Origin of the sequence: Streptomyces sp. SudanB25_2051, assembly GCF_964272635.1 — a bacterium.
GTDB lineage: Bacteria > Actinomycetota > Actinomycetes > Streptomycetales > Streptomycetaceae > Streptomyces.
In genome coordinates, this window is record NZ_OZ186787.1 from 2,843,121 (window position 1) to 2,860,216 (window position 17,096).

General features: G+C 74.9%; 15 protein-coding genes. 5 read left to right on the top strand and 10 right to left on the bottom strand.

The genetic code is table 11. The features are described 5' to 3' along the window. Positions 1-22 precede the first annotated feature (22 nt). Positions 23-958 carry an EamA family transporter gene (locus ACSUPT_RS12530; RefSeq protein WP_351964510.1) on the bottom strand — a complete coding sequence of 312 codons (936 nt, stop codon included), beginning with the start codon at positions 956-958 and terminating at the stop codon, positions 23-25. A gap of 251 nt (positions 959-1,209) precedes the next feature. Beyond that, entirely contained in the window at positions 1,210-4,155 is a 2,946-nt protein-coding gene (locus ACSUPT_RS12535) for an FAD-binding and (Fe-S)-binding domain-containing protein (protein WP_436944285.1), read from the bottom strand. A 251-nt stretch (positions 4,156-4,406) separates the two neighbouring features. Between ACSUPT_RS12535 and serC the strand changes: the two genes are divergently transcribed. Next, positions 4,407-5,525 (top strand): phosphoserine transaminase, encoded by a 1,119-nt coding sequence (serC, locus tag ACSUPT_RS12540; RefSeq protein WP_365726018.1) that lies wholly within the window; start codon positions 4,407-4,409, stop codon positions 5,523-5,525. A gap of 256 nt (positions 5,526-5,781) precedes the next feature. Beyond that, positions 5,782-6,471 carry a DUF4360 domain-containing protein gene (locus ACSUPT_RS12545; RefSeq protein ID WP_351964513.1) on the top strand — a complete coding sequence of 230 codons (690 nt, stop codon included), beginning with the start codon at positions 5,782-5,784 and terminating at the stop codon, positions 6,469-6,471. A gap of 173 nt (positions 6,472-6,644) precedes the next feature. Here the strand turns inward: ACSUPT_RS12545 and ACSUPT_RS12550 are convergent, their stop codons facing one another. Genes ACSUPT_RS12550 through ACSUPT_RS12560 form a run of 3 tightly spaced genes read right to left on the bottom strand, consistent with a single transcriptional unit; the run spans position 6,645 to position 8,854 of the window. Then, positions 6,645-6,965: a hypothetical protein gene (locus ACSUPT_RS12550; RefSeq protein WP_365726016.1), complete on the bottom strand. Its 321-nt coding sequence runs from the start codon at positions 6,963-6,965 to the stop codon at positions 6,645-6,647. Positions 6,966-6,986: 21 nt separating this feature from the next. Further along, entirely contained in the window at positions 6,987-7,862 is an 876-nt protein-coding gene (locus ACSUPT_RS12555) for an ABC transporter permease (RefSeq protein WP_436944287.1), read from the bottom strand. Then, the gene (locus tag ACSUPT_RS12560; RefSeq protein WP_351964515.1) at positions 7,859-8,854 is read right to left on the bottom strand and encodes an ATP-binding cassette domain-containing protein; all 996 of its coding nucleotides are present in this window, start codon (positions 8,852-8,854) and stop codon (positions 7,859-7,861) included. The genes ACSUPT_RS12555 and ACSUPT_RS12560 overlap by 4 nt, the downstream gene beginning before the upstream one ends. Positions 8,855-9,006: 152 nt before the next feature. On the opposite strand from ACSUPT_RS12560, the gene ACSUPT_RS12565 reads away from it, so the two are divergent. After that, entirely contained in the window at positions 9,007-9,777 is a 771-nt protein-coding gene (locus ACSUPT_RS12565) for a TetR/AcrR family transcriptional regulator (protein ID WP_436944289.1), read from the top strand. Positions 9,778-9,943: 166 nt separating this feature from the next. Further along, the gene (locus ACSUPT_RS12570; RefSeq protein WP_436944290.1) at positions 9,944-10,780 is read left to right on the top strand and encodes a hypothetical protein; all 837 of its coding nucleotides are present in this window, start codon (positions 9,944-9,946) and stop codon (positions 10,778-10,780) included. Between the two features lie 15 nt (positions 10,781-10,795). On the opposite strand, the gene ACSUPT_RS12575 is transcribed toward ACSUPT_RS12570, so the two are convergent. Further along, positions 10,796-11,800, bottom strand: coding sequence for a WD40 repeat domain-containing protein (locus ACSUPT_RS12575; RefSeq protein ID WP_436944291.1), 1,005 nt, complete (start codon positions 11,798-11,800; stop codon positions 10,796-10,798). A 60-nt stretch (positions 11,801-11,860) separates the two neighbouring features. Here ACSUPT_RS12575 and ACSUPT_RS12580 point away from each other — a divergent pair, with 60 nt between their 5' ends. Next, entirely contained in the window at positions 11,861-12,553 is a 693-nt protein-coding gene (locus ACSUPT_RS12580; protein WP_351964519.1) for a GDSL-type esterase/lipase family protein, read from the top strand. A 210-nt stretch (positions 12,554-12,763) separates the two neighbouring features. Here ACSUPT_RS12580 and ACSUPT_RS12585 read toward each other — a convergent pair whose 3' ends face one another. The 4 genes from ACSUPT_RS12585 to ACSUPT_RS12600 are packed head-to-tail and all read right to left on the bottom strand — an operon-like array spanning position 12,764 to position 17,074. Further along, positions 12,764-13,810 (bottom strand): TauD/TfdA family dioxygenase, encoded by a 1,047-nt coding sequence (locus tag ACSUPT_RS12585; RefSeq protein ID WP_436944293.1) that lies wholly within the window; start codon positions 13,808-13,810, stop codon positions 12,764-12,766. Positions 13,811-13,815: 5 nt separating this feature from the next. After that, entirely contained in the window at positions 13,816-14,934 is a 1,119-nt protein-coding gene (locus ACSUPT_RS12590) for an amino acid kinase family protein (RefSeq protein WP_351964521.1), read from the bottom strand. Continuing rightward, a complete protein-coding gene (locus ACSUPT_RS12595) occupies positions 14,931-16,016 on the bottom strand; it encodes an aspartate-semialdehyde dehydrogenase (protein ID WP_403499328.1) in 1,086 nt (361 codons plus the stop codon). Before ACSUPT_RS12595 ends, ACSUPT_RS12590 begins: the two co-directional genes overlap by 4 nt. Further along, positions 16,013-17,074 (bottom strand): DMT family transporter, encoded by a 1,062-nt coding sequence (locus ACSUPT_RS12600; protein ID WP_436944295.1) that lies wholly within the window; start codon positions 17,072-17,074, stop codon positions 16,013-16,015. Before ACSUPT_RS12600 ends, ACSUPT_RS12595 begins: the two co-directional genes overlap by 4 nt. Positions 17,075-17,096: the final 22 nt, after the last annotated feature.

The following is a 17,096-nucleotide window of genomic DNA, read 5'->3' on the forward strand; positions in this document are numbered from 1 at the left end:
CGCCGCACGGGGCGGCTCGGGGTCAGGCGGGGGCTGTGCGGGAGCGGATCGCGCCGACGCTGGCGGCTATGACCAGCGCTATCGCCGCCGCGTCCGTCACCGACAGCGCCTGCCGCAGGACCAGGAACCCGGCCAGCGCGGCGACCGCGGGCTCCAGGCTCATCAGGACGGCGAACGTCGCCGCGGGCAGGCGCCGCAGGGCGATCAGCTCCAAGGTGTACGGCAGCACCGACGACAGCAGCGCCACCGCGAGGCCCAGCGCCAGCGTCGACGGCACGGCCAGCCGCGTACCGGCCTCCGCGAGCCCCAGCGGCAGGCTGAGCACCGCGCCGACCGCCATGGCCAGCGCCAGTCCGTCCGCCTGCGGGAAGCGCCGGCCGGTGCGGGCGCTGAAGACGATGTACGTCGCCCACATCGCGCCCGCCGCCAGCGCGAAGCCCGCGCCGACCGGGTCCAGCCGGTCGAACCCGCCGCCGCTCAGCAGCACCACGCCCGCCAGGGCCAGGCCCGCCCACACGAGGCTGACCAGGCGCCGGGACGCGATGACCGACAGGGCCAGCGGGCCCAGGACCTCCAGGGTGACGGCGGCGCCGAGCGGGATGCGGTCGATGGCCTGGTAGATGCACAGGTTCATGCCGCCCATCGCGGCGCCGAACGCGACGACGGTGCCCCAGTCGGACCGGCTGTAGCCGCGCAGCCGGGGGCGGCACACAATCAGCAGGACCAGCGCGGCCAGCGTCAGCCGCAGGGTGACCACGCCGAGGACGCCCGCGCGCGGGATCAGCAGGACCGCGAGGGCGGCGCCGAACTGCACCGACAGCGCCCCGCCGACGACGAGGGCGACCGGCCCCGCGGCGCCCTTGCGCGCGGGGCCCGCCGCGCCTGACGGATGGGCCGCCGCCGTCTCGGGGAGGGCGACCGCCGAAGCGTCTGCGGTACGGGCGTCGGCGTGGTTCACCGGGACCTCTTCAATCGTGCGGGTGCGTCGTGCCGGGTGCGCGGGACGACCCCTTGGAAGGGGTCGTTCCGCTACGAGGATGACCCCTCCCACGGTAAGCAGTGAAAGCGGGGTACGGCTATGGCAGCCGGGGCGCGCTCAGCCCTCGGCCGGCGGGCCCGGCCGAGGTCCCGGCCGAGGCCCCGGCCGAGGTCCCGACCCACGGTCCGGCCGAGGTCCCGGCCGAGGTCCCGCCCGCGGTCCGGCCGAGGTCACGGCCGCGGGTCCGCCAACGCCTCCGCCAGCACCTCCGCCAGGTGCCGGGCGCGGAGGCCCGCCAGCTGCGCGAGCTGGGTGCGGCAGGAGAAGCCGTCCGCCAGCAGCCGCGTGCCGGGCGCCACGGCCCGCACGGCGGGCAGCAGCTGGTCCTCCGCGCACGCCGCCGACACCTCGTAGTGGCCGCGCTCGAACCCGAAGTTCCCGGCGAGGCCGCAGCACCCGCCGCTCAGCTCCCCCACGAGCCCGGCCCGCTCCCGCAGGCGGCGCTCGGCGGCGTCGCCCAGGACGGCGTGCTGGTGGCAGTGGGTCTGCCCGGCGACCGGCCGGTCCAGGCGGGGCGGCCGCCAGTCGGGCGCCAGCTCCTCCAGGGCCTGGGCGAACGTCCGCACCGCCCCGGCCACGGCCCGCGCCCTCGGGTCGCCGGGCAGCAGCTCGGGCAGGTCCGTGCGCAGCGCCGCCGCGCAGCTCGGCTCCAGCACCACCAGCGGGGCGCCCGCCTCCAGGACGGGGCCGAGCGCGTCGAGGGTGCGGCGCATGACCGTACGGGCGCGGTCGAGGCGGCCCGTCGACACATAGGTGAGCCCGCAGCACACCCGCCCCGGCGGCAGCGCGACCGGGACGCCCGCCGCCTCCAGGACGGTGACGGCGGCGCGGCCGACGGAGGGCGTGAAGTGGTCGGTGAACGTGTCGGGCCAGAGGTACGCGCGCGGCGCCTCCCCGCGGGCCGTGCCGCCCGGCGCCCCCGGAGCCGTACCGGAGGACGCCCCCGGAGCCGTACCGGGGGACGCGCCCGGAGCCGTACGGCGTGCCGCCCACGCGCGGAACGTCCGCCGGGCCAGTACGGGCAGGTCCCGTTCCGGGGCGATCCCGGCGGCCCGCTTGGCGAGGGCGGCCAGCGGGCGGACCCGCGCGGCGGCGTTCAGCAGCGGCGCGGCGGGCGCGGCGAGGTCCAGCAGGGCGGGCAGGGACCCCATCGCGTAGTGGGCGGCCGGGCGGAGGCGGCCCGCGTAGTGGTGGTGCAGGAACTCCGCCTTGTACGTGGCCATGTCGACGCCGACCGGGCAGTCGGAGCGGCAGCCCTTGCAGGACAGGCACAGGTCGAGGGCGTCGCGCACCTCCTCGGAGCGCCAGCCGCCGGTGACGACCTCCCCGGCGAGCATCTCGTGCAGGAGCCGGGCCCGGCCGCGCGTGGAGTGCCGCTCCTCGCCGGTCGCCCGGTACGACGGGCACATCACGCCCGGCCCCGCACCCGGGCCCTCCACGCGGCACTTGGCGACGCCGACGCAGCGCCGCACGGCCGTCCCGAAGTCACCGCCGTCGTCGGGGTATCCGAACGCCACGTCGACGGGGGTGCGCGGCAGCACGTCGAAGCGGAGGTGCGCGTCGAGGGGCTCGGGGCGCGCCAGGACGCCCGGGTTGAGACCGCCGTCGGGATCCCACAGGTCCTTGAACTCGCCGAACAGCGCGACCAGTTCGTCCCCGTACATGCGCGGCAGCAGCTCCGCGCGGGCCAGCCCGTCGCCGTGCTCGCCCGACAGGGAGCCGCCGTGCGCGACGACCAGGTCGGCGAGCTCCTCCGAGAAGCGGCGGAACCGCCGTACGCCGTCGGGCTCGGCCAGCCGGAAGTCGATCCGCACGTGGACGCAGCCGTCGCCGAAGTGCCCGTACGGCGTGCCGCGCAGCCCGTGCGCGGCGAGCAGGGCGCGGAAGTCCCGCAGGTAGGGGCCGAGGCGCGCCGGCGGCACCGCGCAGTCCTCCCAGCCGGGCCACGCCTCGGCGCCGTCGGGCGTGCGGGTGGCGGTCCCCGCGGCGTCCTCCCGCACCCGCCACAGGGCGCGCCGCCCGGCCGGGTCGGCGACGACGGCGCCGTCCAGGGCGTCGGCGGCGCGCAGCACGGCGCGGGCGCGGGCGGCGGCCTCCGCGGGGGTGGCCCCGCCGGTCTCCACGAACAGCCAGGCCGCGCCGCGGGGCAGCCGGGCGCGGGCGGCCGGGTCGCGCACCAGGTCCTCGGCCATGCCCTCGACGGTGAGCGGGCCGAGCGGGAGCAGTCCGGGCGCGGCCTCGGCGGCGGCGCTCTCGTCGGCGTACCCGAGGACGGCGAGCGCGCGGGCGGCGGGCGCGTCCACCAGCCGTACGACGGCTTCGCTCACCACGCCGAGGGTGCCCTCGCTGCCGCAGAACGCGCGGGCGACGTCCATGCCGCGCTCGGGCAGGAGGGCGTCGAGGGCGTACCCGGAGATGCGGCGCGGCAGGCCGGGCGGATAGCCGGTGCGGAGGGCGGCGAGGTTGCGGCGGACCAGGTCGGCGACGCCGACGGGCGCGCCCCGCCCGCCTGGGCCGAGGCGGAGGGCGGCGCCCCGGTAGGTGTGGACGGTCAGCTCGTGGACGTTGTCGGCGGTGGTGCCCCAGGCGACGGAGTGGGCGCCGCACGCGTTGTTGCCGATCATCCCGCCGAGGGTGCAGCGGCTGTGCGTGGACGGGTCGGGGCCGAAGGTGAGCCCGTACGGGCGTACGGCGTCGCGCAGCCGGTCCAGGACGACGCCGGGCTGGACGGTGGCGGTCCGCGCCTCGGGGTCGACGGCGAGGACGGCGCGCATGTGGCGGGTGAGGTCCAGGACGACGCCGGTGCCGGTGGCCTGCCCGCCGATGGACGTCCCGGCGCCCCGCGCCACGACGGGCGCGCCGTGCTCGCGGCACACGGCGAGGGCGGCGGCGATGTCGTCGGCGTCGCGCGGGGCGACGACGACGTCGGGGACGCGCCGGTAGTTGGAGGCGTCCATGGTGACCAGGGCGCGGGCCCCGGCCCCGGCGTCCACCTCGCCCCGCACGGCGGCCCGCAGCGCCCGCTCCAGCGACCCGCCCGCCCGGGGCGCCCCCTCCCCCGGCCCGTCCGCCCGCGTCGCCCGCCGCCCGTCCCGCGCAGTCCCGCCGTCAGCCATGCCCCCAGCATGCCCGCCCCGGCACGCCGCTGTCCGACCACGGCGACGGGCGGACGGCCGAGCCCGGAAGGTCATGGCAACCCCCCTGGTCCGTGTGCGGTCATGCGCGAAGGCAGTCTTCCGGCAGGCCCCGCCGCCCGCCCCGCCGGGCCGGGTGCCCGTGCGGTGCGGGGGTCCGGGGGCGAGGACGGGGTGTCTCAGACGGCGGACGGCGGGTCCGGTGGGCCGGGATGAGCCGATAGGCTCCGTGTGTGGCTGAGATCCAGATTCCCGCTGACATCAAGCCCGCCGACGGCCGTTTCGGCGCGGGCCCCTCCAAGGTGCGTACGGAGGCGCTGGACGCCCTGGCCGCCACCGGCACGTCCCTCCTCGGCACCTCGCACCGCCAGGCCCCCGTCAAGAACCTGGTCGGCGAGGTCCGCGACGGTGTGCGCGCCCTGTTCTCCCTGCCCGAGGGGTACGAGGTCGTCCTCGGCAACGGCGGTTCCACCGCGTTCTGGGACATCGCGACGCACGGCCTCATCGAGTCCAGGTCGCAGCACCTGTCCTTCGGCGAGTTCTCGTCCAAGTTCGCCAAGGCCGCCAAGCTCGCGCCGTGGCTCCAGGAGCCGACCGTCGTCACCTCGGAGCCGGGCACGCACCCCGAGCCGCACGCCGAGGCCGGGGTCGACGTGTACGCGCTGACGCACAACGAGACCTCCACCGGTGTCGCCGCGCCCGTCAAGCGCGTCGAGGGCGCCGACGAGGGCGCGCTCGTCCTGGTGGACGCCACCTCCGGCGCGGGCGGCTTGCCGGTCGACATCACCGAGTCGGACGTGTACTACTTCGCGCCGCAGAAGTCCTTCGCCGCCGACGGCGGTCTGTGGATCGGCGTGTTCTCGCCGGCCGCCCTGGAGCGCGCCGCCCGCGTCCACGCGTCGGGCCGGCACGTCCCGGAGTTCTTCTCCCTGCCGACCGCGATCGACAACTCCCTGAAGAACCAGACGTACAACACGCCCGCCCTCGCCACGCTGTTCCTGCTGAACGAGCAGCTGAAGTGGATGAACGGGCAGGGCGGCCTGGACTGGGCGGTGCGCCGCACGGCCACCTCCGCGCGGACGCTGTACGGGTGGGCCGAGGAGTCCAAGTACGCCTCCCCGTTCGTCGCCGACCCGGCCAAGCGGTCCCAGGTCATCGGCACCATCGACTTCTCCGACGAGGTCGACGCCGCCGCCGTCGCCAAGGCGCTGCGCGCCAACGGCATCGTGGACACCGAGCCGTACCGCAAGCTCGGCCGCAACCAGCTGCGCATCGCCATGTTCCCGGCGATCGACCCGGCGGACGTCGAGGCGCTGACGGCCTGCGTCGACTACGTCATCGAGAAGCTGTAGGCCCACGGGGCCCGAGGGGCCCGGTGCCGCGCGTGTCGTCCGACGCGCGCCGCACCGGGCCCTTCGCCGTGCCCGGACCGTATACGGCTCTCGTATCCGGCCTGTTTGCGCCCTGTCCGGGGCGGCCGCGCGTCCCTACCATCCCTACCGTTCGGACGGAGCGGGTCAAAGCGGCCCGAACCGTTTGAATGTTTGACATGTTCTCGCTCTCGGTTGAACCCCCCACTTCGACCGGGCAACCGAACGGAGAGCCCTCATGTCCTCATCCCGCTCCGGAAGACGCACCGCCCGGACCCTGGTCACCTGCGGCGCCACCGCCGCGCTCACGGGCGCGACGCTCCTCGCGCCCGGCACGGCGGGCGCCGCCGGCGGCGGTGCCGCCGCCCCGCCCGACAAGATCGTCATCGAGATCGCCACCGTCAACGGCTCGGGCTGCCCCGCGGGTACGGCCGCCGTCGCCGTCGCCCCCGACAACACCGCCTTCACCGTCACCTACAGCCAGTACCTGGCGCAGGTCGGCGTCGGCTCCAAGCCGACGGACTTCCGCAAGAACTGCCAGCTGAACCTGATCGTGCACGTCCCGCAGGGCTTCACCTACGCGGTCGCCAGCGCCGACTACCGGGGCTACGCGCACCTGGAGCGCGGCGCCTGGGCCACGCAGAAGGCGTCGTACTACTTCCAGGGCTCGCCCGACACGGCCGCGCGCCAGCACCCGTTCCGGGGGCCGTACGACAACAACTGGCAGGTCACCGACGAGACCGACTGGGGCCAGCTGGTCTGGGCGCCGTGCGGTGTGAAGCGCAACTTCAACATCAACACCGAGCTGCGGGTCAACGGCGGCACCTCCGACACGGCGAAGACCAACAGCTTCATCGCGATGGACTCCACGGACGGCGACATCCGGACCGTCTACCGGCTGGCGTGGAAGGAGTGCCCCGGCCGGTGAGCGGCTGCCGCCATGCCGGGCGGACCGGCCGGTGAGCCGGTGCCGCCCGGGCGGGCGGTCCAGCCGGTGAGCCGTTCCCCCGTCGTCACGGGCGGCATCCCCGACCACGGCCGCCTCCCGTGACCGGGCGGGTCCGCGGGACTCCCCCTCCGCGGACCCGCCCCACCACCGCCTCAGGTTCCCCGGCGCACGTCCCCGCCCGCGTCGCGGATCACGCGCCGGAGGGCCTTCGGGGTCGTCGGGCACTCCTCGTCGCCGACGCCGTCGTGGACCCGGGTCCGGTTGGCGCGCTGGGTCTCGGCGGCCCGCGCGTGCAGGTCGCGGCCCTCGTCGGTGAGGCGCAGGCGCCCGTCGCCGCCCTCCGCGAGCAGGCTTCCGCTCGACCGGCAGGTCGATGCCGGGGCGGGGCCCTCGCCCACGTCCATCGCGCCACCCTTCTCCCGGGCCCGTTCGGTCACCGGCGAACGCAGGACCTCACGCGCGATCGAGGTCAAGGCGGTCCGGGTGGCCCCCGCTCACCGGCCGAGGGCGCGGAAGCGGCGCACGGCCAGCGGCAGGCAGACGGCCGTGATGGCCAGCGGCCACGCCACCGCCAGCAGCAGGGCGTGTTCCTGGACCCAACTGCCGTCCGACGCGACCTCGTTGCCGAACAGGCCTCGGGTGGCCGACGCGGTGGAGGACAGCGGGTTCCAGGCCGCGAGCGTCCCCAGCCAGCCCGGCATGGTGGACGTCGGGACGAAGATGCTGGAGATCATCGTCAGGGGGAACACCACGGCGTACAGCGAGCCGGCGGCCTCGGGGCTCGGCAGCAGCAGCCCCAGCCACACGCCCAGCCAGATCAGCGCGAACCGCAGCCACAGCAGCAGGGCGAACGCCCCGGCCGTCGCCGCCACCGCGCCGTCCGCCCGCCAGCCCATCGCCAGCGCCGTCAGGGCCAGGATCGTCAACTCCGCGGCCGACACGAGCAGATCGGTCACCCCGCGTCCCGTCACGACCGCGGAGGGGGCCATCGGCATGGAGCGGAACCGGTCGGTGACGCCCTTCTGCGCGTCCGTCACCACGGCCGTGGCGGTGCCCATGAACCCGAAGGCCATCGTCATCACGAACATCCCCGGCATCAGATACGCGCGGTAGTCCGCGGCCGTGCCGCCCTCGCCGCCGCCCGGCGGGCGCATCGCACCGCCGAAGACGTAGCCGTACAGCAGCACGGAGACGATCGGGAAGCCGAGCTGCCAGGCGATGAAGACGGGCTTGCGGCGGTAGTGGATCAGGGTGCGGCGGACGATGTTCCAGCAGTCCGCCGCCGCCCAGTAGGCGCGCGACCTGCCCGGCAGTGGCAGCGGGGCGTCGGCGGGGTGGGGGGCGGCGGTACGGGGCGCGAGGGTGCTCACGCGGCGGCTCCTTCCGCGGTGCGGGCGGCGGTGGCGTCCGCCGCCCGGTGGGCGTCCGCGCCGGTCAGGCGCAGGAAGACGTCGTCGAGCGTCGGGCGGCGCAGCCCGATGTCCTCGACCCGCACGCCCTCGTCGCGCAGGACCCGCGCGACCTGGGTGAGCGCCTCCACCCGGTCGCGCACCCGGGCGTGTACGCGCCGTTCGCCCTCGGCGACGTGCGGTACGCCGTCGCTGACGCGCGCCACGGCCTCGGTGACGCGGGGCAGGTCGGCCGGGTCCGCGGCCACGACCTCGACGCGGTCGCCGCCCACGCGGTCCTTGAGCGCCTCGGGCGTGTCGTCGGCGATGGCGCGGCCGCGGTCGATGACCGTGACGTGCGAGGCCAGCTGGTCGGCCTCGTCCAGGTACTGCGTGGTCAGCAGTACGGTCGTGCCGCCCGCGACCAGGTTCCGCACGGCGTCCCACACCTCGCCCCGGGCGCGGGGGTCGAGGCCCGTCGTCGGCTCGTCCAGGAACAGCACGCGGGGCGCGAGGATCATCGAGGCGGCCAGGTCCAGGCGTCGCCGCATGCCGCCGCTGTACCCCTCCACGCCCCGGTCGGCGGCCTCCGTCAGGCCGAACCGCTCCAGCAGCTCACCGGCGCGCCGCCGGGCGCCGCGCCGGCCGAGGTGGAAGAGGCGCCCGAACATCTCCAGGTTCTGGCGGCCGGTCAGGATCTCGTCCACGGCCGCGTACTGGCCGGTCAGGCCGATCAGCGCCCGTACGCGCGCGGGGTGGCGGGCCACGTCCACCCCGGCCACCTCGGCGCGGCCGCCGTCGGGCCGCCGCAGCGTGGCGAGGACCCGCACGGCGGTGGTCTTGCCCGCGCCGTTGGGCCCGAGCAGGCCGTGGACCGTGCCGGGGCGCACGGTCAGGTCGAAGCCGTCCAGAGCCGCTCTGCCGCCGTACCTCTTCCGCAGGCCCTCGGCCCTGATCGCCCAGGTCGTGTCCACGCTGTCCCCTCCGTCGTCGCCGTCTCGCACGTCAGGTCGCCGGACGGCCGCGCAAGGGCGGCCGAACCGAAACCGAGTACACCGTACCCAATCGCGCGTACAGCGTACTCAGTTTTTCGGCCGGAGGTGTCCCCTGCCCGTACGCTGACGCCATGACCGGCAGCGCGAGCGACACGACCACGAGCGGAAGCGGCGACGTCAACCGCAGCATGGAGCTCCTGTGGGGGACGGGCGAGCCGCCCAGCCGCGGACCGAAACCGGGCCTGACCCTGCGGCGGATCGTCACGGCCGCGATCGAGGTGGCCGACGCGGAGGGGCTCGGCGCCGTGTCGATGCGGCGGCTGTCGGCGGAGCTGGGCGTCGGCACGATGTCGCTGTACCGGTACGTCCCCGGCAAGGCCGAGCTGCTGGACCTGATGCTCGACCGGGTGCAGGACCCCGCGCCCGGCCTGCCCGAGCCCCCGGACGACTGGCGCGAGGGCGTCGAGGCGCTCGCGCGCGGCTACCTCGGCCTCTACCGGCGCCATCCCTGGCTGCTGAGGGTCAACCAGAGCCGCAGCGTGCTCGGCCCCGGTTCGCTGCGCGGCCTCGAGGCGGCGCTGCGCGCCCTGCGCGGGATGGGCCTGAGCGACCAGGAGACCCTGTCGGTGATCATCGCCGTGCAGAGCTTCACCAGCGGGATCGCCCGTATGGGGATCGACGCCGCGGAGGCGGCGCGGCAGACCGGGGTGAGCGACGAGGAGTTCTGGAAGAGCCAGGAGCCGATCCTCGCGCGGGTCATGGAGAGCGGCGAGTTCCCGCTGATGGCCCAGCTCTCCGAGGACACGTTCTCGGAGGAGTTCGACCACTTCGCGTTCGGGCTGCGGTGCCTGGTGCGGGGGTTCGAGGCGAAGGTCGCGGAAGCACGGGCGGCCCGCGGCTGACGTGCCGTCGGGCCCGGGCGCGGGCTCCCATGCGGGACGCGGACGGGCGCGGCCGGGCGCGGACGCGGTGTGCGCCTGATGGAGCAGTCGGCGCGCGGTGCCGGGCGGTCGCGCGCAGGATCGGTGGAGTACAGCCGACGCAGCCGCACAGACCTGGAGGCACGCAGTGCGTCTCGGAACCTCCCTGACGGCCCTCGCCGCAGCGGGCCTGACCGTCCTCGCGGGCGCCGTCCCCGCCGCCGGGGCCGCCGCCGCTCCCCCGCCTGCCGTGACCACCTGCTCGCCCGCCGCGCCCTTGGAGCAGAGCGGCACCGAGCGGCCCGCCGGACCCTCCGTCGGTCTGTGCGTCACCGTCGCCGGGGCCAACATGACCGTCACCGCCGCCGCCGACTGCGCCTGCGCCGTCTCCGGCACGTGGACCGCCCGCCGGGGCGACGACGAGGACGACACCGCGTCCGGCACGCTGGGCGGCCGCGCCGAGTACCCGGGCCCCGGTACGTACGCGTTCACGGCCACCGTCCGGGTGGGCGCAGCGCCCCGGACCGGCGCCGAGCCGCTGACGGGCACCGCCAAGGGGACGTTCACCCTGACCGCGCCCAAGCCGGCGGCCGGGCACCGCATCGGGGTCGCGCCGCCGGCCGCGCTCGCCCCCGGGGCGACCACCACCCTCACGTACACGGTCGAGCGGACCACCGACGACGGCGACGGCAGCGCCCGCCTCGGTCTCATCGGCGAACCCGGCACCGGCATCCGGCTCGACTCCACCGACGTGCGCTGCGTCAACCCGCTGACCGGCCGCTACCCGGCCACCACCCGCAGCGCGCACGCCCTGGACTGCGCGCTCACCGATCTGCAGCCCGGCCGCCCCGCCACCGTGACGGTCCACGTCACGCTGCCGGCCGACACCTGCTCGACCATCGTCTCCCGGCTCGGCTACTGGACGCCGAACGGCCAGCAGGTCGCCGGCGCCATGGTCAACGGCCCCACCGTGGCCTGCCGCTGAGCCCCGGCGGGGCGTTCAGTCCTTCGGCGCCCCGCCCCTGCCGCGCAGCCTGCGCAGGCCCAGCAGCAGCGCCCCGCCCAGCGCGACCAGGCCCAGCGTGTACGCCGAGCCGCCGCCCGCCGCGCCCTCCCCGGACGCCCCGCCGGAATCCGCACCGGAACCGCCCGGCCGCGAGGTGCCCGCCGGCGGGGAGGGCGCCGCGCCCGTGCCCTCCACGGGGACCCGGACGACCTGGCCGTGCCCGCCCTCCGTGCCGAACAGCAGCGCCGAGCCGTCCGGCGTGTACGTGACCGACTCCGCCTGGCCCAGGATCGGCGCCCGCACCCGGTCGTCGGCGCCCGGCCGCCCGTCCTTCCAGGCGTAGCCGCGCGCGCTGAAGTAGCCGCGCAGCACCAGCCGCGTCCCGTCCGGCGAGAACGCGCCGTCCGTCACCCACGGCACCTCGCCGATCCGCCGGAAGACGTTCGGGCCCTTCGCGGACAGCTTCGCCGGGCCCTCGTAGAGCCCGCCGCCCTCCTCGTTCTTCGACGCGATGTAGACGCGGCCGGTGCGCGGATGGACCATCAGCGCCTCCGCGTCGCGCGGCCCGTCCTCGTAGCGGACCGTGTACTGGGTGGCGTCCACCGTCTGGTCGCGCAGCCGCTCCGGCTCGCGGAAGCGGTAGATCCACACGTGGCTCCACGAGCCGTTCAGGTTGTCCCCGATGTCGCCGACGTAGACGTACCCGTCGGGGCCGACGGAGATCGCCTCCATGTCGCGGGGCTTCCCGACGCCGCGCAGGGTGACCACCGCCACGGTCTCGCCGGTGCGCCCGTCGACGGCGAACACCCGCGGCTCGTCCTGGTCGTTGTGCGTCCAGTACACGCCGGGATGCGCGCGGCTCGCGGCGAGGCCGCTGGACTCGGTGATGCGGGGGTCTTTCAGCGTGAAGCCGTCGGGGTCGTCGGCCGACGCCGCCGGGGCGGTGGCCGCTGACAGGAGAACCGCTGCGAGGACGGCGGACGCGCGGAGGGAAGCCATGCCGTCCAGTGTCCATGGTCACGTGGCGTCGGGGGCCGCCGACCGGCCATGATGGCGGCCATGCGTCCCAGGTTCATGTTCGTCGGCGACTCCATGACCATCGGAAGCGCCGGCGAGCACACCTGGCGCTACCGCATGTGGCAGCACCTCCAGACGGCCTTCGGGCCCGGCGGGTACGCGATCGTCGGCCCCCGCACCACGCTGTACGACCACGACGCCGGCGCCCCGGTGTCCACCGCGTACGCGGACCCGGCGTTCCCGGAGGAGGCGCGGGCGCATCTGGCGGGCTGGGGCGAGGGCTGGCTGCACATGGCGCCGCTCATCGGGGACGCCGTGGCGTCGACCGGGGCGGACACGCTGCTGGTGTCGCTGGGCCTCATCGACCTGGGCTTCTACACCAACAGCGACCAGACGACCGAGAACGTGCGGGCGTTCGTGGCGGCGGCGCGCGCGGCCAACCCGGACGTACGCGCGGTGCTGCTGCCGGTCATCCCCAATGTGCGCGCGGAGGAGGAGCCGCCCTTCGCGGCGGAGTGCGCCCGCTTCAACGGCCTCCTCGCCGCGACGGCCGCCGAGCTGTCCACGCCGCGCTCACCCCTGGTCGTGGCCGCGCCGCCCGCCGGGTACGACCTGCGGACGGACACCTACGACGGCACGCACCCGGGCCCGGCGGGCGAGCACAAACTGGCCGCCGCCTTCGCCCGGGCGCTGCCCGCTCTCTTTTCGGCTCGTTCCACCTCCGGGGCGCTGTGAGCGGGTGTCGAGAGGCCGACGGTGCTCAGCCTCCCCCGGACTTCGTCCGGGGGTGCCCCCGTCGTTCCTCAGGGCCTGCGCGCTCCCCGAAGCTCTCGGCTTCGCCCGAGCAGGGGGACCCCATGCCCTCTCGACACCCGCGCGCCCCTTCGGCTCCACGAGCGGCCCGGAGGCGCACCCCTCACACCTCGGAAGCGCACCCGCCCACGGTCAGAAGTGCACCCGGCGGTTGTCCGGGGTGACGCGGTAGCGGATGTCCCACAGGTTGCGGCGGACGTAGGTGCGCTGCAGCCAGCGGTCGCGGCCGTCGTAGCGCGCCGTGAACGTGGACCGGGCGTGGACGCCCTTGCGGTTGTTGATCAGCAGGGCCTGGCCGGGGCGGAGCCGTACCGTGTGGGACACGGCCCGGCAGACCTCCTGGAGGCGGGACAGGGCCGCCTCGGCGCCGCTGGTGAGGGCCCGTACGCCGTTCGCTGAGATCACGATCTCCGGGTACTCGCCGGCGCCGCTGATCAGCGGGACCGGGTCGGACAGCACCTCCGCGTCGCCGGCGACGTCCCGCGTGTAGCTGCCCGGCGCGTTCAGCCGGAACAGCGGGGAGCGCAGCGTCTCCAGCATCTCCGGCTCCAGCGCGGCGGAGATGTCGCGGGCGTCGGCGTAGCTGGTCATGGCGACGCCCTCGTGGTCGGCGCGCAGGCAGCTGAGGACCAGGAAGTCCGGGTTGGCGATGTCGTAGCGGCCGATCACGTCGTGCGTGATGTCGCTGTGGAAGTTGAGGAACACCTCCGAGCCCTGGTTGGTCTGGGTGCGGGCGCCGCCCTGGACCGGGATCACGTCGTGGACGAGGCGGCCGGCCTTCTCCGTGGTGACGCCGATCGGCTCGCCCAGCAGGCCGCTCAGGCCCAGCAGGACGCCCTCCGCGACGAACGTCGCCTTGCCGCGGGCCGGGCCGCCGTCGGCCGGGGTGTCCGGGAGGACCGCGTCGACGGGCAGGTTGTCGACGAGGGCGACGCCGGGCGCGTCGATGTGGCGGCCGAAGTCGATGAGCTGCCGCAGCAGCCCGGTCGGCAGTGCGGCGAACGCCTGGTGGTAGCGGGTCATCGCGTCGTCGATGTCCGCCGTCGGGTCGCCGACGGCGGTGAGCGCCGTCCCGAGCGCGTCCCTGACCTCGTCGGGCAGGCGGATCTCGGCGAAGGTGGGCACCGCCACGGTGCGGTCCGCGGCGGGCGCGAGCGGACGGTCGGCGGTGGTGGTCATGTCGGTCACACTCCCTGCAGTACGGGTATGGAGGCGGAATCGGGCTCAGGCAGCGGCGCGTCGGGGTCCTGGAGGCGGTCGTGCAGCCACTGCGCCAGGTGCAGGGCGGCGTCCTCGCCCGGCGCGAGGTGCGTGGCGACCTTGCTGCCGCGCAGCGCCGTGACCGGGACGCCCGCGTACGTGCCGGGCGTCAGGCCGTTGCGGCGCTGGAACTCCTCCAGGTCCACGAAGCCGCCGATGACGGCGACCAGGGGCCCGGTGGTGAGGCGGATCGTGTCGATGTTGGCCTGGTGGAAGGCGTTGAACGCCTGGTCCGCGTCGGCGTCGGACTCGTACGCCAGGGCGACGGAGCGCTGGTTGAGGACCACCGCCGACGCCTCGGTGCCGCCGGTGCCGATGACCGAACCGACCGTGAACGGCGCCCGGTTGAGGCGGCAGACGATCTCCACCCGGTGCTTCTGCGCGAGCCTGACGGACCTGCGGTGCAGCACCTTCGCCCCGTACAGGGACATCAGCGCGGCGATGTTGTACGAGACCTCCTTCAGCAGCCGGGTCCCGCTCACCAGGTGCGGGTCGGTGCTGTAGATGCCGTCCACGTCGGAGTGGATCTCGCACCGGGTCGCGCCGACGGCGGCGGCGATGGCGACCGCCGACAGGTCGGAGCTGTTCTTGCCCAGCCAGGTCGGCCGGCCCTGCGCGTCGGCGGCCTGCCCGCCCGGCACGACGACGACGTCGTGGTCGAGCAGCGCCGTGCGCAGCGGTTCCGGGTCGGTGTGCTGGAGGCGGGCCCACATGAAGTTGGAGTTGGTGACGAGGCCCAGCTGGTGCCCGGCGAGGACGGTCGCGGTGCGCCCGACCCGGTTGAGGGCGGTGCACAGCAGCTGGGCGCCGATGGTGTCGGCGAGGGTCAGCAGTCCGGCGACCGTCTCGTCCTCGGGGTGCGGGTTGACCTGGTTGAGGCGCTCGCGGAACTGCTCGGTCTCGCCGGGCTGGCCGCTGACGACCACGACGAGGCGGGTCCCCTCGCGGTCGATCCGGTCGCTGAGCGCCCGCGCGAGGTCTCCGTACGCGGCGAGTGTGCGGAAGCTGGACCCGCCGAACTTCAGGACGGCGGGTGCGCTCACGGCCTGCCCTCCAGGGTGCCGCGGGCGACGAGCTCCTCGCCGATCTGCAGGGCGTTGAGGGCGGCGCCGATGCGGAGGTTGTCGGCGACCAGCCACAGCCAGAAGGCGCGCGGGTTGTTCTGCGTGATGCGGACGCGCCCGACGTGGACGATGTCGGAGCTGTCGACCACGGCCGGCGTCGGGAACGCGCTGACGGTCTCCTGGTCGTGGACCCGGACCTCCGGCAGCCCGGCGAGGACCTCGACCAGTTCGGCGCGGTCCACGGGCTCCTGGCACTCCACGTACACGGCCTCGGAGTGGCAGTTGGCGACGGGCACGCGGACGCAGGTGGTGGTGACGTCCAGGTGCGGCAGGCCGAGGATCTTGCGGGACTCGCGGAGCATCTTCTCCTCCTCCAGCGTGAAGCCGGAGTCGAGGAAGCGGTCGATCTTCGGGATGACGTTGAAGGCGAGCGTCGGGTGGAAGTGGGTCGCCTCGAAGTCGGCGTCGGGGCCCTGGAGGGCGGCCCGGCTGGACTCCTGGAGTTCCTCCACACCGGAGTAGCCGAGGCCGGAGGCGGCCTGGTAGGTGCTGACGACGGCGTTGCGGACGCCCCAGCGGTCCTCGATGCCGCGCAGCAGCCGGACCAGCGGGATGGTGGAGCAGTTGGGGTTGGCGACGATCCCGGAGGCCGGGCGGCGGTCCAGCTCGTGGGCGTTGACCTGCGGCACGACCAGCGGCGTGTCCGGGTCCATGCGGAAGGCGATCGTGTTGTCGATGACGAGCGCGCCGGCCTCGGTGGCGACGGGCACCCACTTCTCGCTGACGGACGTGCCGGCGGAGAAGAAGGCGACGTCGACGCGGCCGAAGTCGAAGTCCTCGACGGCGACGACCGTGTACTCGCGCTCCCCGACGGTCAGTACGCGGCCCGCCGAGCGGGCGGACGCGACCAGGTGGAGCTCGCTGTAGCGGAAGCCGCGCGACTCCATCAGTTCCATGAGGGTGCTGCCGACGGCGCCGGTGGCGCCGACGATCGCGACGCGGGGCGGGACGCCCGTGCCGGGGGCGCGGGTGGCTTCGGTGGTCGTGGTGCCAGGAGTCATCGCGACTCTCCAATCGTGATCTTGTCGGCTGCGGCGGTGGTCCCGGCCGTGGTCCGGGCCCCGGACCGCAGCGGTGCGGAAGCGGAAGCGTCGTTCTGGGAGGCGGCGGCGCCCTCACCGGAGGGGGCGGCGGGCGCGGCCGGGGCGGCGGCGGCGCGGCGCGGGCCGAGGCGCCAGCCGAGGTTCACGCCGAGGCTCGCGCCGACGATGAGCGGGATGCCGAGCGCCTGGAGCAGGGTGATGCTGTGCCCGTACACGGCCCAGTCGCAGAGCATGGCGACGGCCGGGTAGACGAAGGCCAGGACGGCGATCTTCGCGGTGGGCAGCTTCTGGTACGAGGAGTACATCAGCACGTACATCAGGCAGGTGTGGATCAGGCCCAGGCCGATCAGCCAGCCCCAGTCGGCGCCCGTGCCGCCCATCTCGCCGAACGCGGCGAACGGCGCCAGCAGCGGGATGCCGAGGACGACCTGGATCAGCGCCACGAGGTGCGGCTTCACACCGGTGACGCGCTTGGTGATGACGGTCGACAGCGCGTAGAACACGGCGGCGAGCAGCGCCAGGCCGAGGCCGGCGAGGTAGCCGCTCCTGTCGCCGTCCTGGAAGTCGGACAGCGACACCCCGGCGACGAGGACCAGGCCGGCGAAGGCGACGACGAGCCAGCCCAGCTTGGTCGCGGTGATCTTGTCGCGGAACAGGACCGCGCCGAGCAGCATCACGTAGAACGGCTGCGTGTGGTAGACGACGGTCGCCACGGTGATCGAGGTCGACTCGTACGACTCGAAGAGGAACGCCCAGTTGAAGACGATGAAGACACCGCCCAGGGCGGCCAGGCCGACCTTCTTCGGGGTGAAGCCGTGGTTCTTGAAGAAGCCGCGGACCAGGCAGTAGAGGCCGAGGGCGACCGCGCCGAACAGGCAGCGGAAGAAGACGACGTTGAAGGGCGACGCGCCGGACTCGACGACGAAGATGCCGAGCGTGCCGGACAGGATCATCGCCGCGGTGAGCTCGATCGATCCTTTCAGCTCGGTGCTCGCGGAGCGTGTCTCCGTACTCATAGGGGGTCCTCTCACACGGGGG